The organism is Bernardetia sp. ABR2-2B (assembly GCF_037126435.1).
In the GTDB taxonomy this organism is placed as follows: Bacteria; Bacteroidota; Bacteroidia; order Cytophagales; family Bernardetiaceae; genus Bernardetia.
The window spans coordinates 4,504,327-4,524,168 of sequence record NZ_CP147020.1 but is presented as its reverse complement, the minus strand read 5'-3'; the positions used below and the strand labels follow the sequence as shown (position 1 = coordinate 4,524,168).

At 33.1% G+C, this 19,842-nt stretch carries 16 protein-coding genes; 6 read left to right on the top strand and 10 right to left on the bottom strand.

All coding sequences use genetic code 11. The annotated features are described in order from the left end of the window. Window positions 1–122: 122 nt before the first annotated feature. Window positions 123–1,022 carry a neutral zinc metallopeptidase gene (locus WAF17_RS19025; RefSeq protein WP_338763141.1) on the bottom strand — a complete coding sequence of 300 codons (900 nt, stop codon included), beginning with the start codon at window positions 1,020–1,022 and terminating at the stop codon, window positions 123–125. 560 nt (window positions 1,023–1,582) lie between these two features. Between WAF17_RS19025 and WAF17_RS19020 the strand changes: the two genes are divergently transcribed. Continuing rightward, window positions 1,583–2,140, top strand: a complete 558-nt coding sequence (locus WAF17_RS19020; protein WP_338763138.1) for a SiaB family protein kinase — start codon at window positions 1,583–1,585, stop codon at window positions 2,138–2,140. Window positions 2,141–2,164: 24 nt separating this feature from the next. Next, entirely contained in the window at window positions 2,165–2,542 is a 378-nt protein-coding gene (locus WAF17_RS19015; protein WP_338763135.1) for a DUF1987 domain-containing protein, read from the top strand. Window positions 2,543–2,815: 273 nt separating this feature from the next. Here WAF17_RS19015 and WAF17_RS19010 read toward each other — a convergent pair whose 3' ends face one another. The 5 genes from WAF17_RS19010 to WAF17_RS18990 all read right to left on the bottom strand — a co-directional run bounded on the left by WAF17_RS19010 (window position 2,816) and on the right by WAF17_RS18990 (window position 8,243). After that, window positions 2,816–4,036 carry a hypothetical protein gene (locus tag WAF17_RS19010; RefSeq protein WP_338763132.1) on the bottom strand — a complete coding sequence of 407 codons (1,221 nt, stop codon included), beginning with the start codon at window positions 4,034–4,036 and terminating at the stop codon, window positions 2,816–2,818. 312 nt (window positions 4,037–4,348) lie between these two features. Next, window positions 4,349–5,620 carry a PQQ-binding-like beta-propeller repeat protein gene (locus WAF17_RS19005; protein ID WP_338763129.1) on the bottom strand — a complete coding sequence of 424 codons (1,272 nt, stop codon included), beginning with the start codon at window positions 5,618–5,620 and terminating at the stop codon, window positions 4,349–4,351. A gap of 367 nt (window positions 5,621–5,987) precedes the next feature. After that, window positions 5,988–6,695 carry an ABC transporter ATP-binding protein gene (locus tag WAF17_RS19000; protein WP_338763126.1) on the bottom strand — a complete coding sequence of 236 codons (708 nt, stop codon included), beginning with the start codon at window positions 6,693–6,695 and terminating at the stop codon, window positions 5,988–5,990. A 113-nt stretch (window positions 6,696–6,808) separates the two neighbouring features. Next, window positions 6,809–7,672, bottom strand: a complete 864-nt coding sequence (locus WAF17_RS18995; RefSeq protein ID WP_338763124.1) for a glycerophosphodiester phosphodiesterase family protein — start codon at window positions 7,670–7,672, stop codon at window positions 6,809–6,811. A gap of 40 nt (window positions 7,673–7,712) precedes the next feature. Beyond that, window positions 7,713–8,243 carry a hypothetical protein gene (locus WAF17_RS18990; RefSeq protein WP_338763122.1) on the bottom strand — a complete coding sequence of 177 codons (531 nt, stop codon included), beginning with the start codon at window positions 8,241–8,243 and terminating at the stop codon, window positions 7,713–7,715. A 410-nt stretch (window positions 8,244–8,653) separates the two neighbouring features. On the opposite strand from WAF17_RS18990, the gene WAF17_RS18985 reads away from it, so the two are divergent. Continuing rightward, window positions 8,654–10,129 (top strand): NADP-dependent isocitrate dehydrogenase, encoded by a 1,476-nt coding sequence (locus WAF17_RS18985; RefSeq protein ID WP_338770217.1) that lies wholly within the window; start codon window positions 8,654–8,656, stop codon window positions 10,127–10,129. Between the two features lie 106 nt (window positions 10,130–10,235). On the opposite strand, the gene prfA is transcribed toward WAF17_RS18985, so the two are convergent. Beyond that, a complete protein-coding gene (gene prfA / locus WAF17_RS18980; protein WP_338763120.1) occupies window positions 10,236–11,312 on the bottom strand; it encodes a peptide chain release factor 1 in 1,077 nt (358 codons plus the stop codon). 167 nt (window positions 11,313–11,479) lie between these two features. Continuing rightward, complete coding sequence (locus WAF17_RS18975) at window positions 11,480–11,827, bottom strand: hypothetical protein (RefSeq protein WP_338763118.1); 348 nt, start codon at window positions 11,825–11,827, stop codon at window positions 11,480–11,482. 83 nt (window positions 11,828–11,910) lie between these two features. Here WAF17_RS18975 and WAF17_RS18970 point away from each other — a divergent pair, with 83 nt between their 5' ends. The 3 genes from WAF17_RS18970 to WAF17_RS18960 all read left to right on the top strand — a co-directional run bounded on the left by WAF17_RS18970 (window position 11,911) and on the right by WAF17_RS18960 (window position 14,997). After that, window positions 11,911–12,324, top strand: coding sequence for a hypothetical protein (locus WAF17_RS18970; RefSeq protein ID WP_338763116.1), 414 nt, complete (start codon window positions 11,911–11,913; stop codon window positions 12,322–12,324). A gap of 124 nt (window positions 12,325–12,448) precedes the next feature. Beyond that, the gene (gene aspS, locus WAF17_RS18965) at window positions 12,449–14,218 is read left to right on the top strand and encodes an aspartate--tRNA ligase (protein WP_338763114.1); all 1,770 of its coding nucleotides are present in this window, start codon (window positions 12,449–12,451) and stop codon (window positions 14,216–14,218) included. 242 nt (window positions 14,219–14,460) lie between these two features. Next, window positions 14,461–14,997 (top strand): hypothetical protein, encoded by a 537-nt coding sequence (locus tag WAF17_RS18960; protein ID WP_338763112.1) that lies wholly within the window; start codon window positions 14,461–14,463, stop codon window positions 14,995–14,997. A 74-nt stretch (window positions 14,998–15,071) separates the two neighbouring features. Here the strand turns inward: WAF17_RS18960 and WAF17_RS18955 are convergent, their stop codons facing one another. Next, on the bottom strand, window positions 15,072–18,587 hold the full coding sequence (locus tag WAF17_RS18955; RefSeq protein ID WP_338763109.1) for an efflux RND transporter permease subunit: 3,516 nt from the start codon (window positions 18,585–18,587) through the stop codon (window positions 15,072–15,074). Between the two features lie 79 nt (window positions 18,588–18,666). Beyond that, entirely contained in the window at window positions 18,667–19,827 is a 1,161-nt protein-coding gene (locus tag WAF17_RS18950) for an efflux RND transporter periplasmic adaptor subunit (RefSeq protein WP_338763107.1), read from the bottom strand. Window positions 19,828–19,842: the final 15 nt, after the last annotated feature.

Below are 19,842 nucleotides of genomic sequence, written 5' to 3'. Positions count from 1 at the left end.
GTATTCAAATTAAAACACAAAAATCACAGCTATAAAGCGAATACATAAAGCTAACAGAAAAGAATTCGGCTTGAGTTGAGCGAGGAATGGAAAAAATGTACAATAAAATACAATTTTAGAGCCTACAAATCATTTGTTTTGAAAGTATCTCCTTGACGAATATCTCCTGTCTGATAACCTTTTAAAAACCATTTTTTACGCTGTGCTGATGTTCCATGTGTAAATGATTCTGGAACAGTGTAGCCTTGAGCTTGTTTTTGAAGACGGTCATCTCCGATAGCATTTGCTGCATTTAGAGCTTCTTCTATGTCGCCTTCTTCCAAAACACCTTTCCACTTATCAGCATAATGCGCCCAAACACCTGCATAAAAGTCAGCTTGTAGTTCTAGCCTAACAGAAAGTTCATTTTGTTTTACTTTCGAAACCCTTCCTCTTTGGCTATTTACATAATCACTTGCTCTAAGTTGTTTTTGGATATGATGACCTACTTCGTGAGCAATTACGTAAGCTGCTGCAAAATCTCCTCCTGCACCAAAACGATTTTGTAATTCGTCGAAAAAGGTAAGGTCAATATAAATATCTTGGTCTGCTGGACAATAAAAAGGGCCTGTTGCAGACTGTCCTTGTCCACAAGCTGTACTTGTTACTCCACTAAAAAGGACTAGTTTGGGTTCTGGGTAATCAGCATTGAGTTCTTCTCTAAAGATTTTGTTCCAAACATCTTCTGTGTCTTTCAAAACGACAGAAGTAAACATTCCCATATCGTCCGTGGGTTGTCCTGTTTCGCTAGTTGTATTTGCTCTATTTTCAGTCCGAACAGGGACAGAACCTCCAGTAGAAGCTCCTCCTAAAATAGCTGAGGGGTCTCCTCCCAAAAGCATCACAATAATGACAATAATAACACCACCAATGCCTAAACCAGCTTTGCCCATTCCACCACCCATTCTCCCAAAACCACCACCACCGCTACTTCCACGACGGTCTTCTACATTACCACTTCCTTGTCTTCCTTTCCAACGCATAATTAAAAAATTTAAGTTTAAAAAATTGAATAAAATTGATTTACTAGACTAATAACCCTAAAATAGCAAATTTGTGTTATAAAACTTCTATTTTTTCAAGATAATTCCTATTAGATAAAAAATAACCGAGCTAGTTACTTTTTCTTTTGAATAAAAATACGTACTTTCAAAACTAATTATTAAGCAAACAGTTGAAATAATGAAAGTGATTAGCTTTTGAATAAAATGAGTAATTTTAAAAAAATCTGATTGATTGATTTTATTTCTGTTAATTTTTGTTTAGTTTCGCTATTGAGACTTTACTCTAATTATAAATACTTGCAGAGTTTTATCTTAAATAAAGATGTTATAAGGATATATTATCTGATTGATTGTAGTGTTTTATCGAAAAAACAATGAATCTTATCCAATTTGTAACGATTCTTTAAGAAAAGATAAGGTATTTGATACTACATTAAAGTATATTTGAAATTATTAGACTAAAACAAACTCATATTGAGTTGAGTTTTGAGTTTCAGTTTTTTTTGAAAAAATTATATTTAATTCTAGATTCTAGGCGTATGGATAACGATTTCGTCATATATGATTTTTACGACCAAATGCGTAAACATCAAACGTTACTGGCTTTTCAAGGAGTAGTTTCTCAAGATTTGCTCTCTCGTTTGGCGAGTAGTTTGAAACGCAAAAGTTCTCAAGAAGATCCAAATATTGGTCGTAAGATATTTGCAATATTTATTGAGCTTTCTCAAAATGTAAGTCTTCATTCTATAGAAAAATCATATTCTATAAAGGAAGACAAGCCTATTGGTGTAGGCTATCTTTTAGTAAGTGAAGCTGATGACCATTTTTTGATTTCATCCTCAAATCTGATAGAAAACTCTGTATTAGACCACGTCATGGAACGTTGTCAGTATATAAATTCTTTAGATGACGATGAGCTAAAAAAATATTACAAAGAACAACGTCGTGCACCTCAACGTGCAAACAAACCAGGTGCTAATATTGGTTTAATTGATATGGTTCGCAAATCCAACAACCCTTTGATTGGAGAAGCTTATCCACATCCTGATTATCCAAGCCAGTCATTTTTAACTATTACCGTAAGATTAGATAAATAAACTTTTAAAAAAATATAAATTCGTATGGAAAACTTCCAAATCGAAGGTGAAAACTACATCCCTACTGTTAATTTTGCTCCTGAAGAAGGAGTTTTAGAAATCTCTGGTGAATCATACCATGAATACACTATTGAATTTTTTCAGCCCATTTTTGAGTGGCTTAATAACTATTTAGAGCAAGAAGGAAGAACCTTTACATTCAATTTCAGAATGACGTATTTCAATACTTCTTCTTCTCGCCGTTTCTTAGAAATTTTTGACTTACTTGAAGAGTACAATAAGTCTAAGGGTGGCAATGTTACCGTAAATTGGTACTATGAGAAAGATGATGTTGATATGCTTGAAAGTGGAGAGGAATATGCAGAAGATGTTGATTTAGGTTTCAACTTAATTGCGTATTAATTAATTACTCCAAAAATCTTATTCGTTTTACTTAGAGATTTTTCTTTAAATAAAAAAATTAGCCTCCTAGAAAATTTTCTAAGAAGGCTAATTTTGTTAGTAGTAATTACTGACTTGAGAAATAACTAGACCCTTTTTATTTAGTTAGAGTTTTTTAGAAACTATCTTGTAGTTGTCGCTATGTCAAAATAATAACAACAGCATTACAAGAAATGCGTTTTTTTGCAAAGTTATAGATTCCTCTTTTTGACTAAGCAGGAATATATATTATTATTATTCCACGCTAATAACAAGTTCTACTCTTGGCGACTTTGGAGGTAACTGTGTTAGAATCAAATTTTCTCTGTTCTCGTTATTATTATCGCTCTCATTTACTTTTATGGATTCTTTCAAAACAGCATCATCAAGTTTTTCGCTCATTCCATAAACAATATAATGAAACTTACTTTTATCATCTACTCGTCTTTTTAGGTATTTAAAAACTTGTTTTGTACGTTTTGCTGACATACGAAGTCGTTTTTGTGCCTCATCATCCGAACTATATTCTGCATTTAGATTTTCTTTTTTAGCTCTTGAGTATGTTCTTCCAAAGATTTCGATTATCAAACTTGGGTCATTATTAAGGAATGAAGCAACTTGCTTCAACTTAGTTTTTTGTTCTCTTGTTAATTTTTTGGCATTTTTTCCATCAAAAAGAACAAAATGGGTTACAATTGTTTTTTGATTTTCTTTTTGAGCTGTTGAAATACTATTTGCTTGTGCATAATAAGTATTTCCTGTACTTTGTTTTGCATAAAGTTTATCAATATATTCCCAAGAACCGTGAGAAAAACTTTCTTCTATTTTATCAAAAATAGGCTTGAACTTATCTGTTGGATTTAACTTTGAAGAAACATACTCAGTGGGAATAACTGGTTTAGATTCATTTACTGTGATTTTCTCTAAACTATCAAGAGCTTCTATACTTCCTTTGTTCATGGTATAATCTACCAATTCTTTCAAAACTTCAAATCTATCAGTATCATAATTATGAAAGGCAGCAGAATCATAATAATTAAGTAGTTTTTGAGAGTGAGTTTCAAAAAAATTGTGTTGTCCGATGTGTTTATCTAAAAGTAAAATAGGTTCAAAAACAATCTCACGATTGAGCTGGTAGATAAATGTTTGGGGAGGAATAAAAACAACGATTACATAAGGACGAAACCCTTTTACTTGAATACTAATTTCATAACGTTCATCAGGAAGCAAGAACATAAAATAGTTTCCTGTAACAGTATCAGGCGAAAATACTCTCAATTGTTTTTCTTGTGTACGAACATTTTTGACCCTCAAATTTACTTCTAGCTTTTCTTTTTCTGTATCTTTATAGTGGTATGCAAATAACTTTCCCTTGACGATAGTTGAAGTAGGAGCAAGGGTATTGGTGTTTATAGCTAAAGGAGATTCAAAATCTTGAGCAAAAGAGTTATTTTTTATGAAAAAGACAAGCATCATAATTATAGAGAAGACAAAAATCGAAAACTTGTTTTTGCTTATAAATAAAAAAAAAGAACTTGTAGTATGTTTTATTCCTTGTATTCTCATCTCTGCTTCTGTATTCTAATTTGTAGGACTAAATAATTATAATTGTTTCTCAAAAATACTCTGTCTATTTATACTTAAATTATGCTTAAAATTCATTTTATTATTGAGGAAAGTCAGCAATTTATGAAAAACAAACAAAAACCGAACCTCTCATTACTAATAAAATGAAAAATTCGGCTAATCTATTTTTTTTGACGGTAGAATAACTTCTATTTTAAGTTATTATTTTCCGTCAGCAGATACTTTCAAAATAAGCATATCTACATTTCTTTCATCCATATTTTCGTTGGTATAACCAGCCAAGACAAAACTTCCGTCATTAGCAATTGCTCCAGCTTTAGCTACTTGGTCTTTCTCTCCTCCTAATGTTCTTGTCCAAATTTCTTTTCCTTTAGAGTCTAATTTATTAATCATAATCTCATTAGAAAGAACACTTACATTATTTCCATATTCATCAGCCTTGTAAATATCAGTATAACCTATCAAGATAATTTCAGAGTTATCAGTAACTAAAATATCAAAGGCTTCATCTGTACTTAACCCACCAAAATTTTTATCCCACACTTTCTTTCCGTTTTTGTCTGTACAAACTATCCATGCATCATGGCTTCCTTCTGCGTACGTATAAGAATAACCAGCAATTAGGATATTACCAGAAGGCATTACTTTGACTACATTTGCCATTTCGTTGTCTCCACCACCATACGTTTTTTCCCATTTTTTATTACCTTCTTTATCTACTTGTATCAAGAGCATATCCCATTTTGTCATCATTTCGCCTTCTACATGCCCTGCAATCAAATATCCATTTTCAGTTTTAGCCAAAGAGTGTCCTTGTTCGCTACTCTTTCCACCAAAACTTTTTTTCCAAATTGTTTCTCCTTTATCATTTATTTCTAAGAGCATAATATCACTTTTTCCTGTTGAGATAGGAATACTGTTCATCAAAATCACATAGTTTCCTTCGTCGGTAGCAACAATACTATAAATTTCATCTATACTTTGATTAGACCCAAATGTCTTGTCCCAAATACGAATTCCTTTTGCATCTGTACGAACTACCCAACCATCTTTTATATCCGAACCAGCACCATAAGAATCTGAATAACCTGCAAAAACAAAACCTCCATCAGCTGTTTGTATTCCTGCATATCCTTCTTCGCTTTCTTCTGCACCATAATTCTTATTCCAAAGAATATTTCCACTTGCATCTACTTTTATTGCACTCATATTCATATCACCAGCACCATACGAATCTGTACGCCCTAAAAGTATAAAATTTCCATCCTCACATTTAATAATAGTATTAGCGGCATCAAAACCTTTATCTCCTACTGATTTGTAGGCAAGTTTGTTTGTTTTGTATGCTTCCGTTTCTAATTTGTTAGTAATAGAAGTATCAGTATTCTTTGTAGAATTTAAAAAAGGAGCAGAAAATGAAACAGTAGAACTGATAGACAAGGCTGCTGCAATACAGAAAGTTAAAATTTTCATATGCTAAGGCTATATTTTTATTAAAAGTTAAAGGCAAATGATAAAGGCGATTTTGTAGTTATACTTTTATTATGATAGTATTTGAAAGCTAAGATAAAATCTTGCAAAACAGTCAATCATTGTTCGTATTCGCACTTATTTACCAATTTTGCAATAAGTGTGCCTACTTCTAAGACAGAATAATAGAAAACCTACTATAAAATAGAGAAAAAATTAAATACAACCTTTTTTTGCTAATAGTACTATTAAAAAGACAAGTTAATAATAGAATTATTCAATAAAATAAATAATTCAAGGTTTTAAAAGATCATTATCTCTTTTTTTAGTCTTTTGGAATTTCTTTTACTAACTGTAACTTATTGCTTATTTAAGACTTATTCAGATTAATATTTTGTTTCTCTTTTCTTTCTCCTTGCGTTTCAATATTTCCGTCTCTCAAACGAATAACCCGTTCTGTTTTTGCAGCAATATCATCTTCGTGAGTTACGATAACGATAGTTTTGCCACTTTGATGAACTTGTTTGAAGAGTTCCATTACTTCATAAGAAGTCGTTGTATCTAATGCTCCTGTTGGCTCATCAGCTAAAATCACTTTTGGGTCTGTAATCAATGCCCTAGCGACAGCAACACGCTGTTTTTGTCCACCTGATAGCTCTGAAGGTAAATGATGCGCCCATTGGCGAAGTCCAACACGCTCTAAATATTCTTCTGCTAAAATCTGTCTTTCTTTGCGCCCTACTTTTTGATAATAGAGGGGAAGAGCTACATTTTCAGCTGCTGTTTTGAAGGAAAGTAAATTGAAAGATTGAAAGACAAAACCTAAAAATTTGTTGCGATAAATAGCTGCTTGTTTTTCAGAAAGGTTTTTTATCAATACTTTATCTAACCAATATTCTCCTTTATCATAATTGTCTAACATTCCCAAGATATTAAGTAATGTAGACTTTCCAGAGCCCGAAGAACCCATTATTGAAACTAGTTCGCCCTCATTGATAGTCATATCAATTCCCTTCAAGACGTGCATACTTTGTGCTGTGGTATGATAAGATTTATGGATGTTTTGTAGAGAAAGCATATTTCAGTGATTGGCTTGATTAATAATTGTTGATTCAATAAATCAATTTTAATGATTTTTTTTATATTCTTTACTACTTTGAATTATTTTTAACTAAAAATTTGATTCTTTTTCTATTTCAAGATTTTGAGCAAATGTTTTACTTTATCTGTTTGGATATAATCTACACCTTTATTAATAGCTTCTATATTTCTAGCTTTCGAATGGGTATTGAGAGTAGCAACCAAAAAACCTTCGTTATGTGCCTGTTCTACATTTTCTTTCGTCAAATCATCGTTCTGAACTGTAATTCCTTTTAGGTTATACCTTCTAGCTTTTTCTAACGCTATTTCAAAAGTTTCATAAACAAAGATTTGATAATTAGGACGTTCATTTTGCAAAGACTCTATTAAATCTGTTCTCTTAAATTCTATATATATGTTATTTAAGTTGAGATTACGTTTTTGCTTGTATTTTTCTAGTAAAGAAATAAGTGAAGCATTTAATTGACTAGAGTAATCTACCGAAGTAGAAGGATTAAAACTTTTTATATCTAAAGCTAAAATATACTTTTCAAGATTAGGAACATGTTCAAAAATATCTTCTAAGCGAACAACTCTATATTTCGTATAAGGTGCAGAGCTTGTATACTCAGCACCTTTTATTTGTTCCCACGTTTGTTCATAAATTTTACCTGTTTTATTTGTTTTGGTTTCTAACTCTTCATCATGAAAAGCTACCAAAACACCATCTTTTGTCATCTGAACATCAATTTCTACTCCATCACTTCCCAAGCTCAAAGCATACATAATTGATTCATAACTATTCATAGGATAAACTTGTCCGATTCCCATTCCACCATGTCCGATTACTTTTATATTTCTTTCAGATAAATCAATATCCACTTCCTCTGAGTTACAAGAAGTAAAAGCAATACTAAAGAATAGAGAAAAAAGGAAAATAAAAATGATTCGTTGTATGAGTAATAATTTTTTCATGTATAAAAATAAGAGTTTAAAAAATGAGTAAATAATACTGTTAAAATGAATAACCAACAGCAAGACCTCCCCAATGTTGATAATCTGTATTAAATTCAAGTATAGGCGTATAAGCAACTCTAACCATAAAACCACCTTTATTTTTTTGATAACGATAACCCAACATAAAATGAGTATGATTACGAACATCTCGCTTTGGTTGAAAGTCTTGTCGACTCGCTCTTACAAAAGAAGTGATTGTTTGTCCTGCTCCAACCTCTAATTTGTGATTTTTTCCATACAAAAAATGCAATGCAACAGGCAGTATAATTTCAGGATTAAATGTATCTGTATAGTCATTCAAATAATATGTACTTACTCCCAATCTAAAAGCAAATGCTGTTTTTGAGGAAGAAAAACAAAGTCGTTCGTAATTGATAGAACCATACCCACCAGCTCCAGCACCTTCTATGTAGATTACGTTTTTTGAGTTCTTATCGTAATTTGTTTGGGCAAAGACTTTGAGAGAAAAATTGAAAAAGAACACTGCACAAAAACACACAAAACTAAATAGTTTAAAAAATGGACTCATCGTCTTTTATTTTAGTTTAAAATATATTATCTTAGTACGAAAAATGCGATATTATAGTTATATATAATCTATTTTATTAACAATTATTATGTTCAGAACAAGTTTTTATAAATGATTATTATAAACAAAACTATCATTATAGCGTTGTATTTCATTAGACCTTAAACCTTTACAAAAGCTTGTTAAACCAAAACAATTATATTACTTTTGTGTTAGTTAGTAAAACTATCAACATTGATTAATTTGATTAAGTAATTACTATTTTACTTGATTAAGTTCTTGAAGTTATTTCAAGCAACCAATACCAATAAACAATTATTTTTCTCTTTTACGTTATTAAAAAATCTATTATGCTAGTATCCGACGGAAATTACACAGACACACAAGACACAACATTTAAACAAAAACCTGTGAATAAAAAAACATTAGTTACTGTTGCTAAAGGCGACGGAATAGGCGAGGAAATTATGAATGCCACGCTCTCTATTTTGGAAGCTGCCGAAGCAAGAATAGATTTTGAAGAAGTAGAAATTGGAGAAAAAGTATATAAAAGTGGCTTTTCAGCTGGAATCACTCCTGAAACATGGGAATCTTTGCGCAAGACAAAGGTGTTTTTGAAAGCTCCTATCACAACTCCTCAAGGTGGAGGTTTTAAAAGCTTGAATGTTACGATACGTAAAACATTAGGACTTTATTCAAATGTTCGTCCTTGTGTTTCATACAATCCGTATGTACAGACGAAACATCCAAAAATGGATACCGTAATTATAAGAGAAAATGAAGAAGATTTATACGCAGGAATTGAACATCAGCAGACTGACGAAGTAACGCAATGTTTGAAACTTATTACTAGCGTAGGAACAGAAAAAATTATTCGTTATGCTTTCGAATATGCAAAGGTATATAACCGTAAGAAAGTTACGTGTTTTTCGAAGGATAATATAATGAAAATTACGGACGGTCTTTTTCATAAAACATTTGATAGAATAGGCGAAGAATATCCAGAAATAGAAAAAGAGCATTGGATTGTTGATATAGGAGCTGCAAAACTAGCAACAAAACCAGAGCAGTTTGATGTAATTGTGATGCCTAATTTGTATGGCGATATTCTTTCTGATGTAGCTGCCGAAATTACAGGTTCGGTGGGCTTGGCAGGTTCTGCTAACATTGGAGATGACTTTGCGATGTTTGAAGCTATTCACGGTTCTGCACCTGATATTGCAGGAAAAGGAATTGCAAATCCTTCTGGTCTTTTATTAGGAGCTGTTCAGATGTTAGTTTATATCGGACAGGGTGATATTGCTGAAAAAGTACAAAATGCGTGGCTCAAAACAATTGAAGACGGCATTCATACTGGCGATATTTATAACGAAGAAATTAGCACAAAGAAAGTAGGAACAAAAGAATTTGGAGAAGCTGTTATCGAAAGATTAGGACAGAAACCAACTACTTTAAAATCAGTTGAGTATGGAAAAGGAAAATCAATAAATATCAACGTTGAACCTACCAAAATAGCTAAAAAAGAGCTTGTAGGAGTAGATATTTTCTTGCATTGGAATGACCCAGCAGATGCAACAGGTAAAAAACGTGATGCAAACAAAATTGGAGATGCTCTTTCTAAAGCTGCACTAGATAGTGATTCAAACTTAGAGCTTCAAATGATTACGAACAGAGGTGTAAAAGTTTATCCAAACGGTTTCCCTGAAACATTCTGTACAGACCACTGGCGTTGTCGTTTCCAAACTCAAAATGAAAATGCTATTGACTACAAAGAAGTCTTAAAATTAATGAGTAAATTAAATCAAGAAGGATTTGATATTATCAAAACAGAAAACCTTTGTACATTTGATGGCGTTCGTTCTTATTCTTTAGGACAAGGACAATAATCTATCAAAATAATACAGACATAAAAAAAGGAGTTTGATTAAGTTCAAATTCCTTTTTTTTATGTCTATTTACTTCTATTTTCTAAAATCTGACTTCTAACTTTATTTACTCTCCTCCAGCTGCTGCTGCCAAACGTTCTGCATTTTCAGCAAGTTTTAACTCTTCGATAAATGAGCCAATATCTCCATCCATTACATTAGGCAAATTAAAGACACTAAAATTTATTCTATGGTCTGTAACACGCCCTTGTGAATAATTGTACGTTCTAATTTTATCCGAACGGTCGCCACGTCCTACCATCGAACGACGCACTTCTGAAGTTTCATCTTGCTTTTTTTGTAATTCTTGGTCATACAAACGAGCTTTCAATACTTTCAAAGCTTGTTCATAATTTTGAAGCTGTGAACGTCCATCTTGACATTCAACTACTAATCCTGATGGAAGGTGAGTCAAACGAATAGCTGATTCTGTCTTATTTACGTGCTGCCCACCTGCTCCTGATGCTCTAAACGTATCTTTTTTGATGTCTCCCATATCAAGGTTAATTTCTACGGCATCTGTTTCTGGCAAAACAGCGACCGATGCAGCCGAAGTATGAACACGCCCTTGACTTTCTGTATCTGGCACACGCTGAACACGATGTACACCTGATTCATACTTGAGCTTTCCGTAAGCTTCATTCCCTGTTACAGAAACTACAATTTCTTTGTACCCTCCTGCTGTGGCTTCACTAAACGAAATTATATCCCATGTCCATTTCTGAACCTCTGCAAAACGCTGATACATTCTGTACAAATCGCCTGCAAAAATACCAGCCTCATCACCTCCTGCACCTGCACGGATTTCAAGAATTGCATTTTTATCATCATCTGGGTCTTTCGGAATAAGTAGTGTTTTGATTTCGTTTTCTACCTTCTCTTGTTTTGGTTCTAATTCCTCTAATTCCTGTTTTGCCATTTCTCTAAAATCTTCATCTTTTTCTTCTTTCAAAACAGATTTTGCTCCTTCAATATTACTTAATATTTTTTTGTACTCTTCATATTTTAAATCAATTTTTTCTAAGTCTTTGTATTCCTTACTTAATTTTGCATAATTATCCATATCGTTCATCAAGTCAGGATTCATCATTTCCTCACGAACGGCATGAAAGCGTTTTTTGATTTCTTCTAATTTATCTACCATAGGAACAATTACGAATTAAAGATTACGACCTGCCAAAGAGGCGAAGCCAATTACGAATGTAATTCTGTTAAGTTATAAAGAATTTATAATCCAAAAATATTTTTCTAATAAAAATTATTTTTTTTAAAAATAGAGTACAAATATACAATAATAATTTGAGTATTTTATTACTTAAAATAATCAATCATTTCTTGAGCCATTATAACAGTAAGTCCCTTAGGATGCCCTAAGCGATTATCTCTTATCAAATTTGATAAAATATCGATAACTTCTTTTTCTAATGAAAGATTAAATTCAACCAATTCTTCATTGATATAAAGTCTTCTAGACACTTTTGGGTGTGGAGGTGGTGTATATTCTTCTTCATTAAATACTTCTATACCTTCGTCGGTAGGAAGCATATCAACTTTTATTTCTTTGTTCTCTTTATCATATAGAGTCAACATCAAACTACAAGGTTGAGGAGGTACCCAAAAATCTAGTTTTTTAATATCTTTGTAAGAAGGTAAATTCATGTTTTTACTTCAAAGTATGTTGCTAAAATCTCATACATTTATTTTCTAAAAATAAGTAAAAATACTAATAACGTTTAAGTTATATGAAAAAAATAATTTGCACTCTATTTCTTATCAATCTTTTTATCTCTTCTTGTATTTCAGAACAGAACACTTCTCAAGATGAGGTTATTAATACACCTTATGCTATTTTTATCATGCCTACACAAAAAGTAATAGATAGCTTACAAAAAGCTGATGAGAAAGCATATAGTATAGTGTTAGATGACAATATGTACTATTTAGGTTTGACTAGAGGATACTTAGATTCCTTACAAATTCCTGTTTTAGACACAATAGCAGAAGGTAATTTAAAATTCCAAAACTCTAAAAATGAAGCTTTTGAATTGGATTTATCTCAAAATGCTTGGCAAGTTATTTTATTTAATGGAACTGATGAACCTATTAAAATAAATGTCACAGATTCTGAAATAGAAATTAAAAAATACATGAAGTAATAAAAAAACTTTACCTTTGCAGAATATATATTGTAGCACACACTTTAGTGTGCGAGTATTCTGTATCGTACCTTTTAAGGTACGAAAAAAAGATATAAAATTAAAAGCCTTTAAAAATAGATTTATGTTAAGAACGCATACTTGTGGAGAACTTCGCCTTTCGGACGTAGAAAAAAATGAGGAAATTATTCTTTGTGGTTGGGTACGTCGTATTCGTGATAAAGGAAAATTACTTTGGATTGACCTTCGTGATAGATACGGAATTACGCAGCTTTTCTTAGAAGAAGACAGCACAGACCCAAAACTTTTAGAACTTGTTAGAGAAAAAATGGGTAGAGAATGTGTCATCAAAGCAACAGGAAAACTCATTGAGCGTACATCTAAGAATCCAGATATTCCAACAGGAGATATAGAACTCAAAGTTTCTAACTTAGAAATTTTGAATGAATCTAAAACGCCTCCTTTTTTGGTAGAAGATGATACAGATGGAGGCGATGAGCTTCGTATGAAATACCGTTATTTGGATTTACGTCGTTCGAAGCTTCAAAAGAATATGATGCTTCGCCACAAAATGGCACAAGCAATGCGTAGATATTTAGATGGAAAAGATTTTATGGAAATCGAAACGCCATTTCTTATTAAATCTACTCCAGAGGGCGCACGAGATTTTGTAGTTCCTAGTCGTATGCACGCAGGCGAATTTTATGCGTTGCCACAAAGTCCACAGACTTTTAAGCAGATTTTGATGGTAGCTGGTTATGACAAATATTTTCAGATTGTTCGTTGTTTTAGAGATGAAGATTTGAGAGCAGACCGTCAGCCAGAATTTACTCAAATTGACTGTGAAATGTCATTTGTTTCGCAAGAAGATATTTTGAATAACTTTGAAGGGCTTTTGAAATATCTTTTCAAAGAACTCAAAGGCATTACTATGAAAGATGATTTTCCTAGAATGACGTATGACGAAGCAATGAAAAATTATGGTAATGATAAACCAGATATTCGTTTCGAAATGACATTTAAAGAAATGAATGAAGTAACGAAAGGCAAAGACTTTAAAGTTTTTGATGATGCCGAACTTGTTTTGGGAATAAAAGCAGAAAATTGTGCTTCGTATTCTCGTAAGCAACTAGACGCACTCACTAAATTTGTCAAAAAGCCACAAATTGGAGCAACAGGACTTATTTATTTAAAATGTAATGATGATGGAACGTTCAAATCTTCGGTAGATAAATTCTTCAATGAAGAAGATTTGAAGAAATGGGCAGACCTTTGTGATGCAAAAGCAGGAGATTTGATTTTGGTTTTGGCTGGAGAAGCAAACAAAACTAGAAAAGCGATGAGTGAGCTACGCCTAGAAATGGGTAATCAGCTTGGGCTTAGAAAAGATGATGAATTCAAACCTCTTTGGGTTGTGGATTTTCCTCTTTTAGAGTGGGGCGAAGAAGAAAACCGTTGGTTTGCAATGCACCACCCTTTTACTTCTCCAAAGAAACAAGATTTAGAAAAACTAAATTCTAATCCTGCTGATGTTCGTGCTGATGCCTATGATTTGGTTCTGAATGGCGTTGAGATTGGTGGAGGTTCTATTCGTATTTATGACAGACCATTACAGGAAAAAATGCTTTCTTTCTTAGGTTTTTCAGATGAGGAAGCAAAAGCACAGTTTGGTTTCTTGATGGACGCCTTTGAGTATGGCGCACCTCCTCATGGTGGAATTGCACTTGGTTTTGACCGTCTTTGTGCCTTGTTTGGTGGAGAGCAAAGTATCAGGGATTTTATTGCTTTCCCTAAAAACAATGCAGGAAAAGATTTGATGATAGATGCACCTTCTAAAATTGATGAGAAACAACTTGAAGAGTTAGAAATCAAAGTTGATTTGAAAGCGAAATAGTGATTAATGAAAGACTGTTTGATAATTTTTATTATTGAACAGTTTTTTTATTTTTTGATAAAAAATAAAATATAGAATATCATGAAGGAAGCACCAATAAAAGTTAGAATTATTCAAAATTGCAGATAGCTACGAAGATTAGCTTCCTCAAAAATAGACTGAAATTATGCTTCTGAGCGTCAAAAAGAAATTATTTTTGGTGGAGATTTATTTTAAAGCTTTACTGAAAATATTTTTTGATTATGAATACTTTTGAATTAAAAATCTTAGAACTACATTGGATTTCAGATACTGACCAAGAGAAAGACCTTTGCGCCCACGGAAGAGTATTTGTCAGAATAGGAAATGAAATAATTGCTAATAAAGATACTTTTAAGCTAACTCTAAGTTCAACAGCTTTATATCTATTACGTTCTCTATATTCAGATTATGATTGTGAGAAAAATGGATATGGAAATCAATTACTTCCTTGTTGTGGACATTTTATGTTTCAAGCAGAAAAAGGAATTGACTTTGTTGTTATTACTGGCTGTCCTTATGGAATTGATTGGAAAATAATTCATACAACAGACAATAAGATAAAGCATATTTCAGAAAAAGGAACAGAAGCTATTATAGAGTTTGAAGAATATAGAAAAATAGTTTTTGATTTTGCTGATGAAGTTGAAGTATTCTATCTAAAGAGTGAACCTAAAACTCTCCCAAAAGATGACTTTGAAAAAGATGGTTATCTGACTTTTTGGAGGGAATGGAAGGAATTACGCAATAGATTAAATTGATAGTATTTCAAACAAAAAAGCCTATTCATCTAAAAAAGATAAATAGGCTTTTAAATTTTATAAAAAATCAACGATTATTTATTGTCTTTTCGCTCTGCAATAACAGTAGATTTTGCACTTGGATTAATCCATTCAGAGAACTGGTCAGCTATTAAGTACATCGCTGGTACAACTACTAACGTAAGGAAAGTAGCGAACACTAATCCGAAGATTACAGCCCACGCCATTGGTCCCCAGAACCCTGCATTATCGCCTCCCATATAAAATTGAGGATCAAAGCTAGAATACAGTGTTACAAAATCTATATTCATTCCTGTTGCCAGTGGAATAAGTCCTAAAACCGTTGTAATAGCTGTCAAGAGTACAGGACGAAGACGAGTATAACCTGCTTTTACAACCACTTCCAAAAATTCAGAAGCTGGCAGATGTTGTTCCTCATCTAATCCTAGTTCTTCTTTTCGTCTTGCCCTAACTTGGTCGGTATAATCAATCAACACAATAGCATTATTTACAACAACACCAGCCAAAGAGATAATACCAATACCTGTCATAATGATAATAAAATCCATTTGGAAAATTACTAAACCAAGCATTACACCAGTCATACTAAAGAGTACAGAACCCATAATAATAAATGGTTTGATGATAGAGTTGAACTGTGATACTAAGATAAGCGTAATGGCAGAGAGAGCAATCAGCATTGCCTTCTTCAAGAACTCTTCAGATTTTTTTTGCTCTTCCTGCTCTCCTGTCAGTTTTGCACCATAACCATCTGGGAATTTATGACTTTTGAGAAGCAATCTAATTTGTGCCACTACTTCATTGGCATTGTATCCTTCCACAATCCCAGAGCTTACAGAAACCATACGGTCAAGGTCTTTTCTTTTGACCGAGCCATACGAAGAACTATAATCAATCTTTGCAATCGCTGAAATTGGAACTTGATGATACTGACCACGATTATCTCTAAAAGTAATCACTTGATTCATCAAGGCAGAAAGATTGTAACGGTATTTGTCTTGCAGACGAAGCTGAATCGGATAATCATCATCTCCATCTTTATACTTAGAGATTTCTTTTCCAAAAATAGCTGTACGAAGTGTCATCGCTACTTGACTTGTAGAAAGTCCGAATAAACGAGCTTTTTCTCTATCAATCGTCAAAATTAATTCAGGTTTACCTGTTTCAGCATCGACAACCAAATTATCAAGACCTTGAACACCTGCATCTTGAATCATTTGTTTTACTTTTTCGGCTTCTTTTACCAAAACATCATACTCATCTCCTGTAATTTCAATATTTACAGGCTTTCCTACTGGAGGTCCATCTTTGTTTTTATCTGTCTTGATTTTCACTCCCGGTATAGTTTTCATTTCAGTAGAAAGTTCCTTCATTATCTCCGAAGTGCTCAATCCTTTTCTATACTGAAACTCATAAAAAGCAACTGAAATACGAGCCTTATGAGGTGTTGCGCCACTTCTACCAAAACTATCATTAGGGTCACCAGATTCTTCCCCTACATTTACACCAATAGATTTGATAATTTCATCATAAGGAGCTAACACTTTATATACTTTTTCTTCTATCTTTTCAGCAAACTCATTTGTTGTTTTGATGTCAGTTCCTAAAGGAGCTTCTACGTACATATAAACAAAAAGTGGGTCATTTTCAGGAAAAAGACTTGTTTGAAGCCCTGCTACACCTACCAAAACAAAACTAAAAACTAAGAGGAAAAACATTCCTACTGTCAGAATATACGGACGTGCGCCTTTTAAAAGATAACGCAATATACGCATATACCAATCTTCCAGACGTGTAAGGAGTTTGTCTTGAAACCAGTTTGAAGCAGGTGTTAGAAAGTAAACATTTGTGATAACAACCAGACCGAAAGTAACTAAAAGGTTAGGAATAGTATAATCATTTGCACTTGTAAAGCCAACATAACCGTATAATAAACCAGCTACCACAAGCATTGCTATTGCTCCAATTAACCAATATTTGATACCTTTTTTGCTTACTCCTTCTACTTTCATAAAATAAGCAGACAAAACAGGATTAATAACCAAACCTACAAAAAGTGAAGAAGACAAAACGACGATTAATGTAATCGGCATATACTTCATAAACTCTCCCAATATTCCACCCCAAAAAGCAAGAGGAACAAAGGCTGCCAGTGTTGTTGCTGTTGAACTGATGATTGGCCAAGCCACTTCACTCACACCCATTACGGCGGCTTTCTTGGCAGAATAGCCTTCTTCCATAAAACGATAGGTGTTTTCAATAACCACAATCGCATTATCTACAAGCATACCAAGAGCCAAAATAAGAGCGAACAACACAACAATATTGATACTGATTCCCAATAAATTCAGAATCATAAAAGAAATAAGCATTGATAATGGAATAGCTACACCTACTAAAAGTGCGTTACGAAGTCCCATAAAGAAAAGCAATACCAAAACCACCAAAATAACACCTGAAATAATGTTATTGATAAGGTTGGCAATCTGCATTTCCATATTTTCCGACTGGTCATTTACAATCGTAATATCTAATGTAGATGGAAATTGATTTTCTTTTGCTTGAGTCAAAATCTTTTTAATCTCTTCGGCAGCTTCAATTAAGTTTTCTCCACTACGTTTTTTTACTTTTAAAGAAATTACTGGAAGACTTCCCTTTGTTTCGAATTCGTTTCCTGTTGCAAGACGTGCATAACTAGAACGCTCAACATACGAATCTGTAACTTCTGCCACTTCATTCAAATAAATAGGCTGATTATTTTCAGATTTTACAATGATACCTTTTAGTTGATTTACGTTTTGAAACTCTCCCACTACACGAAGCGAACGACGATAGCCATCTGTCAAAACATCACCACCAGAAGCCGTTAAGTTTTCTGATAGAATGGCGTTTTCTATATCTTGGAAAGACACCTTACGAGCAGCCATTTTATAAATATCTGCATTGATTTGAATTTCTCTATCACGATCGCCAGTAATGACAGCTTCCGAAACTTGCGTGAGTTCTTCTAGTTCGTCTTGCAAATATTCAGCGTATTCTTTGAGTTTGGCAATTTCGAAATCTCCCGAAAGGTTTATTTCCATAATTGGAATTTCAGAGAAATCAACTTCCATGACATTCGGGTCTTGGTCTAAATCTCTAGGAAGGTCTTTTTTTGCTTTATCAACGGCATCTTTTACATCAATAACAGCTTCTCCAACATCAACATCTTCATTAAATTCGATGATGACAGCTGAAGCATCTTGTACCGAAGTAGAAGAAATTTTCTTAACGCCTTTGAGAGATTTTAATTCTTTCTCTATCGGACGAGTAATAAGATTTTCAATATCAATAGGAGAGTTACCTGGGTAAACTGTTTGGACATATACTGTCGGCATAACAATTTCTGGAAACTGTTCCTTAGGCATTATTTTATAAGAGAAAAGCCCTGCTGCTACAAAAATAAACATGATAATGAATACACTTGTAGAGTTTTTTAGAGAAAAATTGGATAACCCAAAAATCTCAAATTTCTCATCTTTAGGAGGTTCTTGCGAACCTTTATTTAGGTCTGGTTTGGTTTCGCTCATCTTTTTTTATGGTTTGAATGAGGTTAAGACAACCGTCGTTGAGGTTTTGAAACCGTCAACGAGGATTTTTAAATATTTTTTATGATTTAGCAAAACGGATATTTTCTCCATCTACTACTTCATTGTATCCTTTGCTTATTACTTGGTCAGTTGCAGAAAGTCCTTCTTCCACAATCGTTGCACCTTCGTAAGACATTCCAGTTTTTACTGTTACTTTTTTAGCTACTTTTTTACCACCTTCTTCTTTTACAACATAAAGAAATTTACCTCCATCTGTTCCGAGTTGAATTAGGTTTGTAGGAACTGTAATAGCATTTTCTTTCTGAAAATCATTTATTTTTACTGTTCCAACAAGGTTTGGTTTTATTTTCCCATCTTTATTTGGTAAATCAATCTGAACTTTGAAAGTACGGTTTGCTGTATTTATTGTTTGTCCTACAAAAGAAACTTTTTGTTCCATTTCTGTACCCAAAGCACTAAAGAATATTTTTACATTATCTCCTTTTCTGACAGAAGAAAGGTAGTTTTCAGAAACATCAGCCACAAGCTGAACATCAGAAACGTTCACTACACGAGCAATCGGCATAGCAGGGTTTGCTTGTTCGCCTTGTTTTGCATATACCTCATCAATAGTTCCCGAAATTGGAGAAGTAACAACTGCTTTACGCATCTGCTCTTTTAGAGTAGCTATGCTATTTTCTAAAGATTCTTTTTGCGTTTGAGATTGTAGGTACTCTATTTCAGAACCAATCTTTTGCTCCCAAAGACGCTTTCTTTTCTCATAAACAGTTGTAGCAAGAGCAAGTTGTGTTTGAAGTTCAGCTACCTGCTTTGTAAAAGTCCCTGCATCAAGTGTTGCAATTACTTGACCTGCCGAAACTCTCTGCCCTTCTTTTACTTTAAGAGAAACAATCATTGCTGGCATTTCTGGCAAGATAGTTACGTTTTTGTCTGATTCTACCGTCCCTTGTACTTCAATATAATGATTGAAAGTTTCTGACTTTACTGGCATTGTTTCTACCAGTTTTGAAGGGTTTTCTTTCTTTGCAGCTTCGCCTAAATCATCTTCAAGTTGAGCAATTTCGCCTTGAAGTTCCATAAGTTCACTACGTTTTTTTTCTAAAGCAGCCTTTTTTTCTTCTGGTGTTTTGGGTTCTTTTTCGCCACAAGAAGAGAGAAGAGTAACAGAAAAAATAGCTACAAGAAAAAAGTAACTGATTTTATTAAAATGTATTTTCATTGTTTGTTTAATTAC

Bases quoted from the DNA above. Each gene is read 5' to 3' on its own strand.
- WAF17_RS18995 (WP_338763124.1), bottom strand. From the start codon at position 7,672: ATGAAAAAATTATTACTCATACAACGAATCATTTTTATTTTCCTTTTT.
- WAF17_RS18955 (WP_338763109.1), bottom strand. From the start codon at position 18,587: ATGAGCGAAACCAAACCAGACCTAAATAAAGGTTCGCAAGAACCTCCT.
- WAF17_RS18960 (WP_338763112.1), top strand. From the start codon at position 14,461: ATGAATACTTTTGAATTAAAAATCTTAGAACTACATTGGATTTCAGAT.
- WAF17_RS19000 (WP_338763126.1), bottom strand. From the start codon at position 6,695: ATGCTTTCTCTACAAAACATCCATAAATCTTATCATACCACAGCACAA.
- WAF17_RS19025 (WP_338763141.1), bottom strand. From the start codon at position 1,022: ATGCGTTGGAAAGGAAGACAAGGAAGTGGTAATGTAGAAGACCGTCGT.
- prfA (WP_338763120.1), bottom strand. From the start codon at position 11,312: ATGGTAGATAAATTAGAAGAAATCAAAAAACGCTTTCATGCCGTTCGT.
- WAF17_RS19015 (WP_338763135.1), top strand. From the start codon at position 2,165: ATGGAAAACTTCCAAATCGAAGGTGAAAACTACATCCCTACTGTTAAT.
- WAF17_RS18970 (WP_338763116.1), top strand. From the start codon at position 11,911: ATGAAAAAAATAATTTGCACTCTATTTCTTATCAATCTTTTTATCTCT.
- WAF17_RS18975 (WP_338763118.1), bottom strand. From the start codon at position 11,827: ATGAATTTACCTTCTTACAAAGATATTAAAAAACTAGATTTTTGGGTA.
- WAF17_RS19010 (WP_338763132.1), bottom strand. From the start codon at position 4,036: ATGATGCTTGTCTTTTTCATAAAAAATAACTCTTTTGCTCAAGATTTT.
- WAF17_RS18990 (WP_338763122.1), bottom strand. From the start codon at position 8,243: ATGAGTCCATTTTTTAAACTATTTAGTTTTGTGTGTTTTTGTGCAGTG.
- WAF17_RS19005 (WP_338763129.1), bottom strand. From the start codon at position 5,620: ATGAAAATTTTAACTTTCTGTATTGCAGCAGCCTTGTCTATCAGTTCT.
- WAF17_RS18950 (WP_338763107.1), bottom strand. From the start codon at position 19,827: ATGAAAATACATTTTAATAAAATCAGTTACTTTTTTCTTGTAGCTATT.
- aspS (WP_338763114.1), top strand. From the start codon at position 12,449: ATGTTAAGAACGCATACTTGTGGAGAACTTCGCCTTTCGGACGTAGAA.
- WAF17_RS19020 (WP_338763138.1), top strand. From the start codon at position 1,583: ATGGATAACGATTTCGTCATATATGATTTTTACGACCAAATGCGTAAA.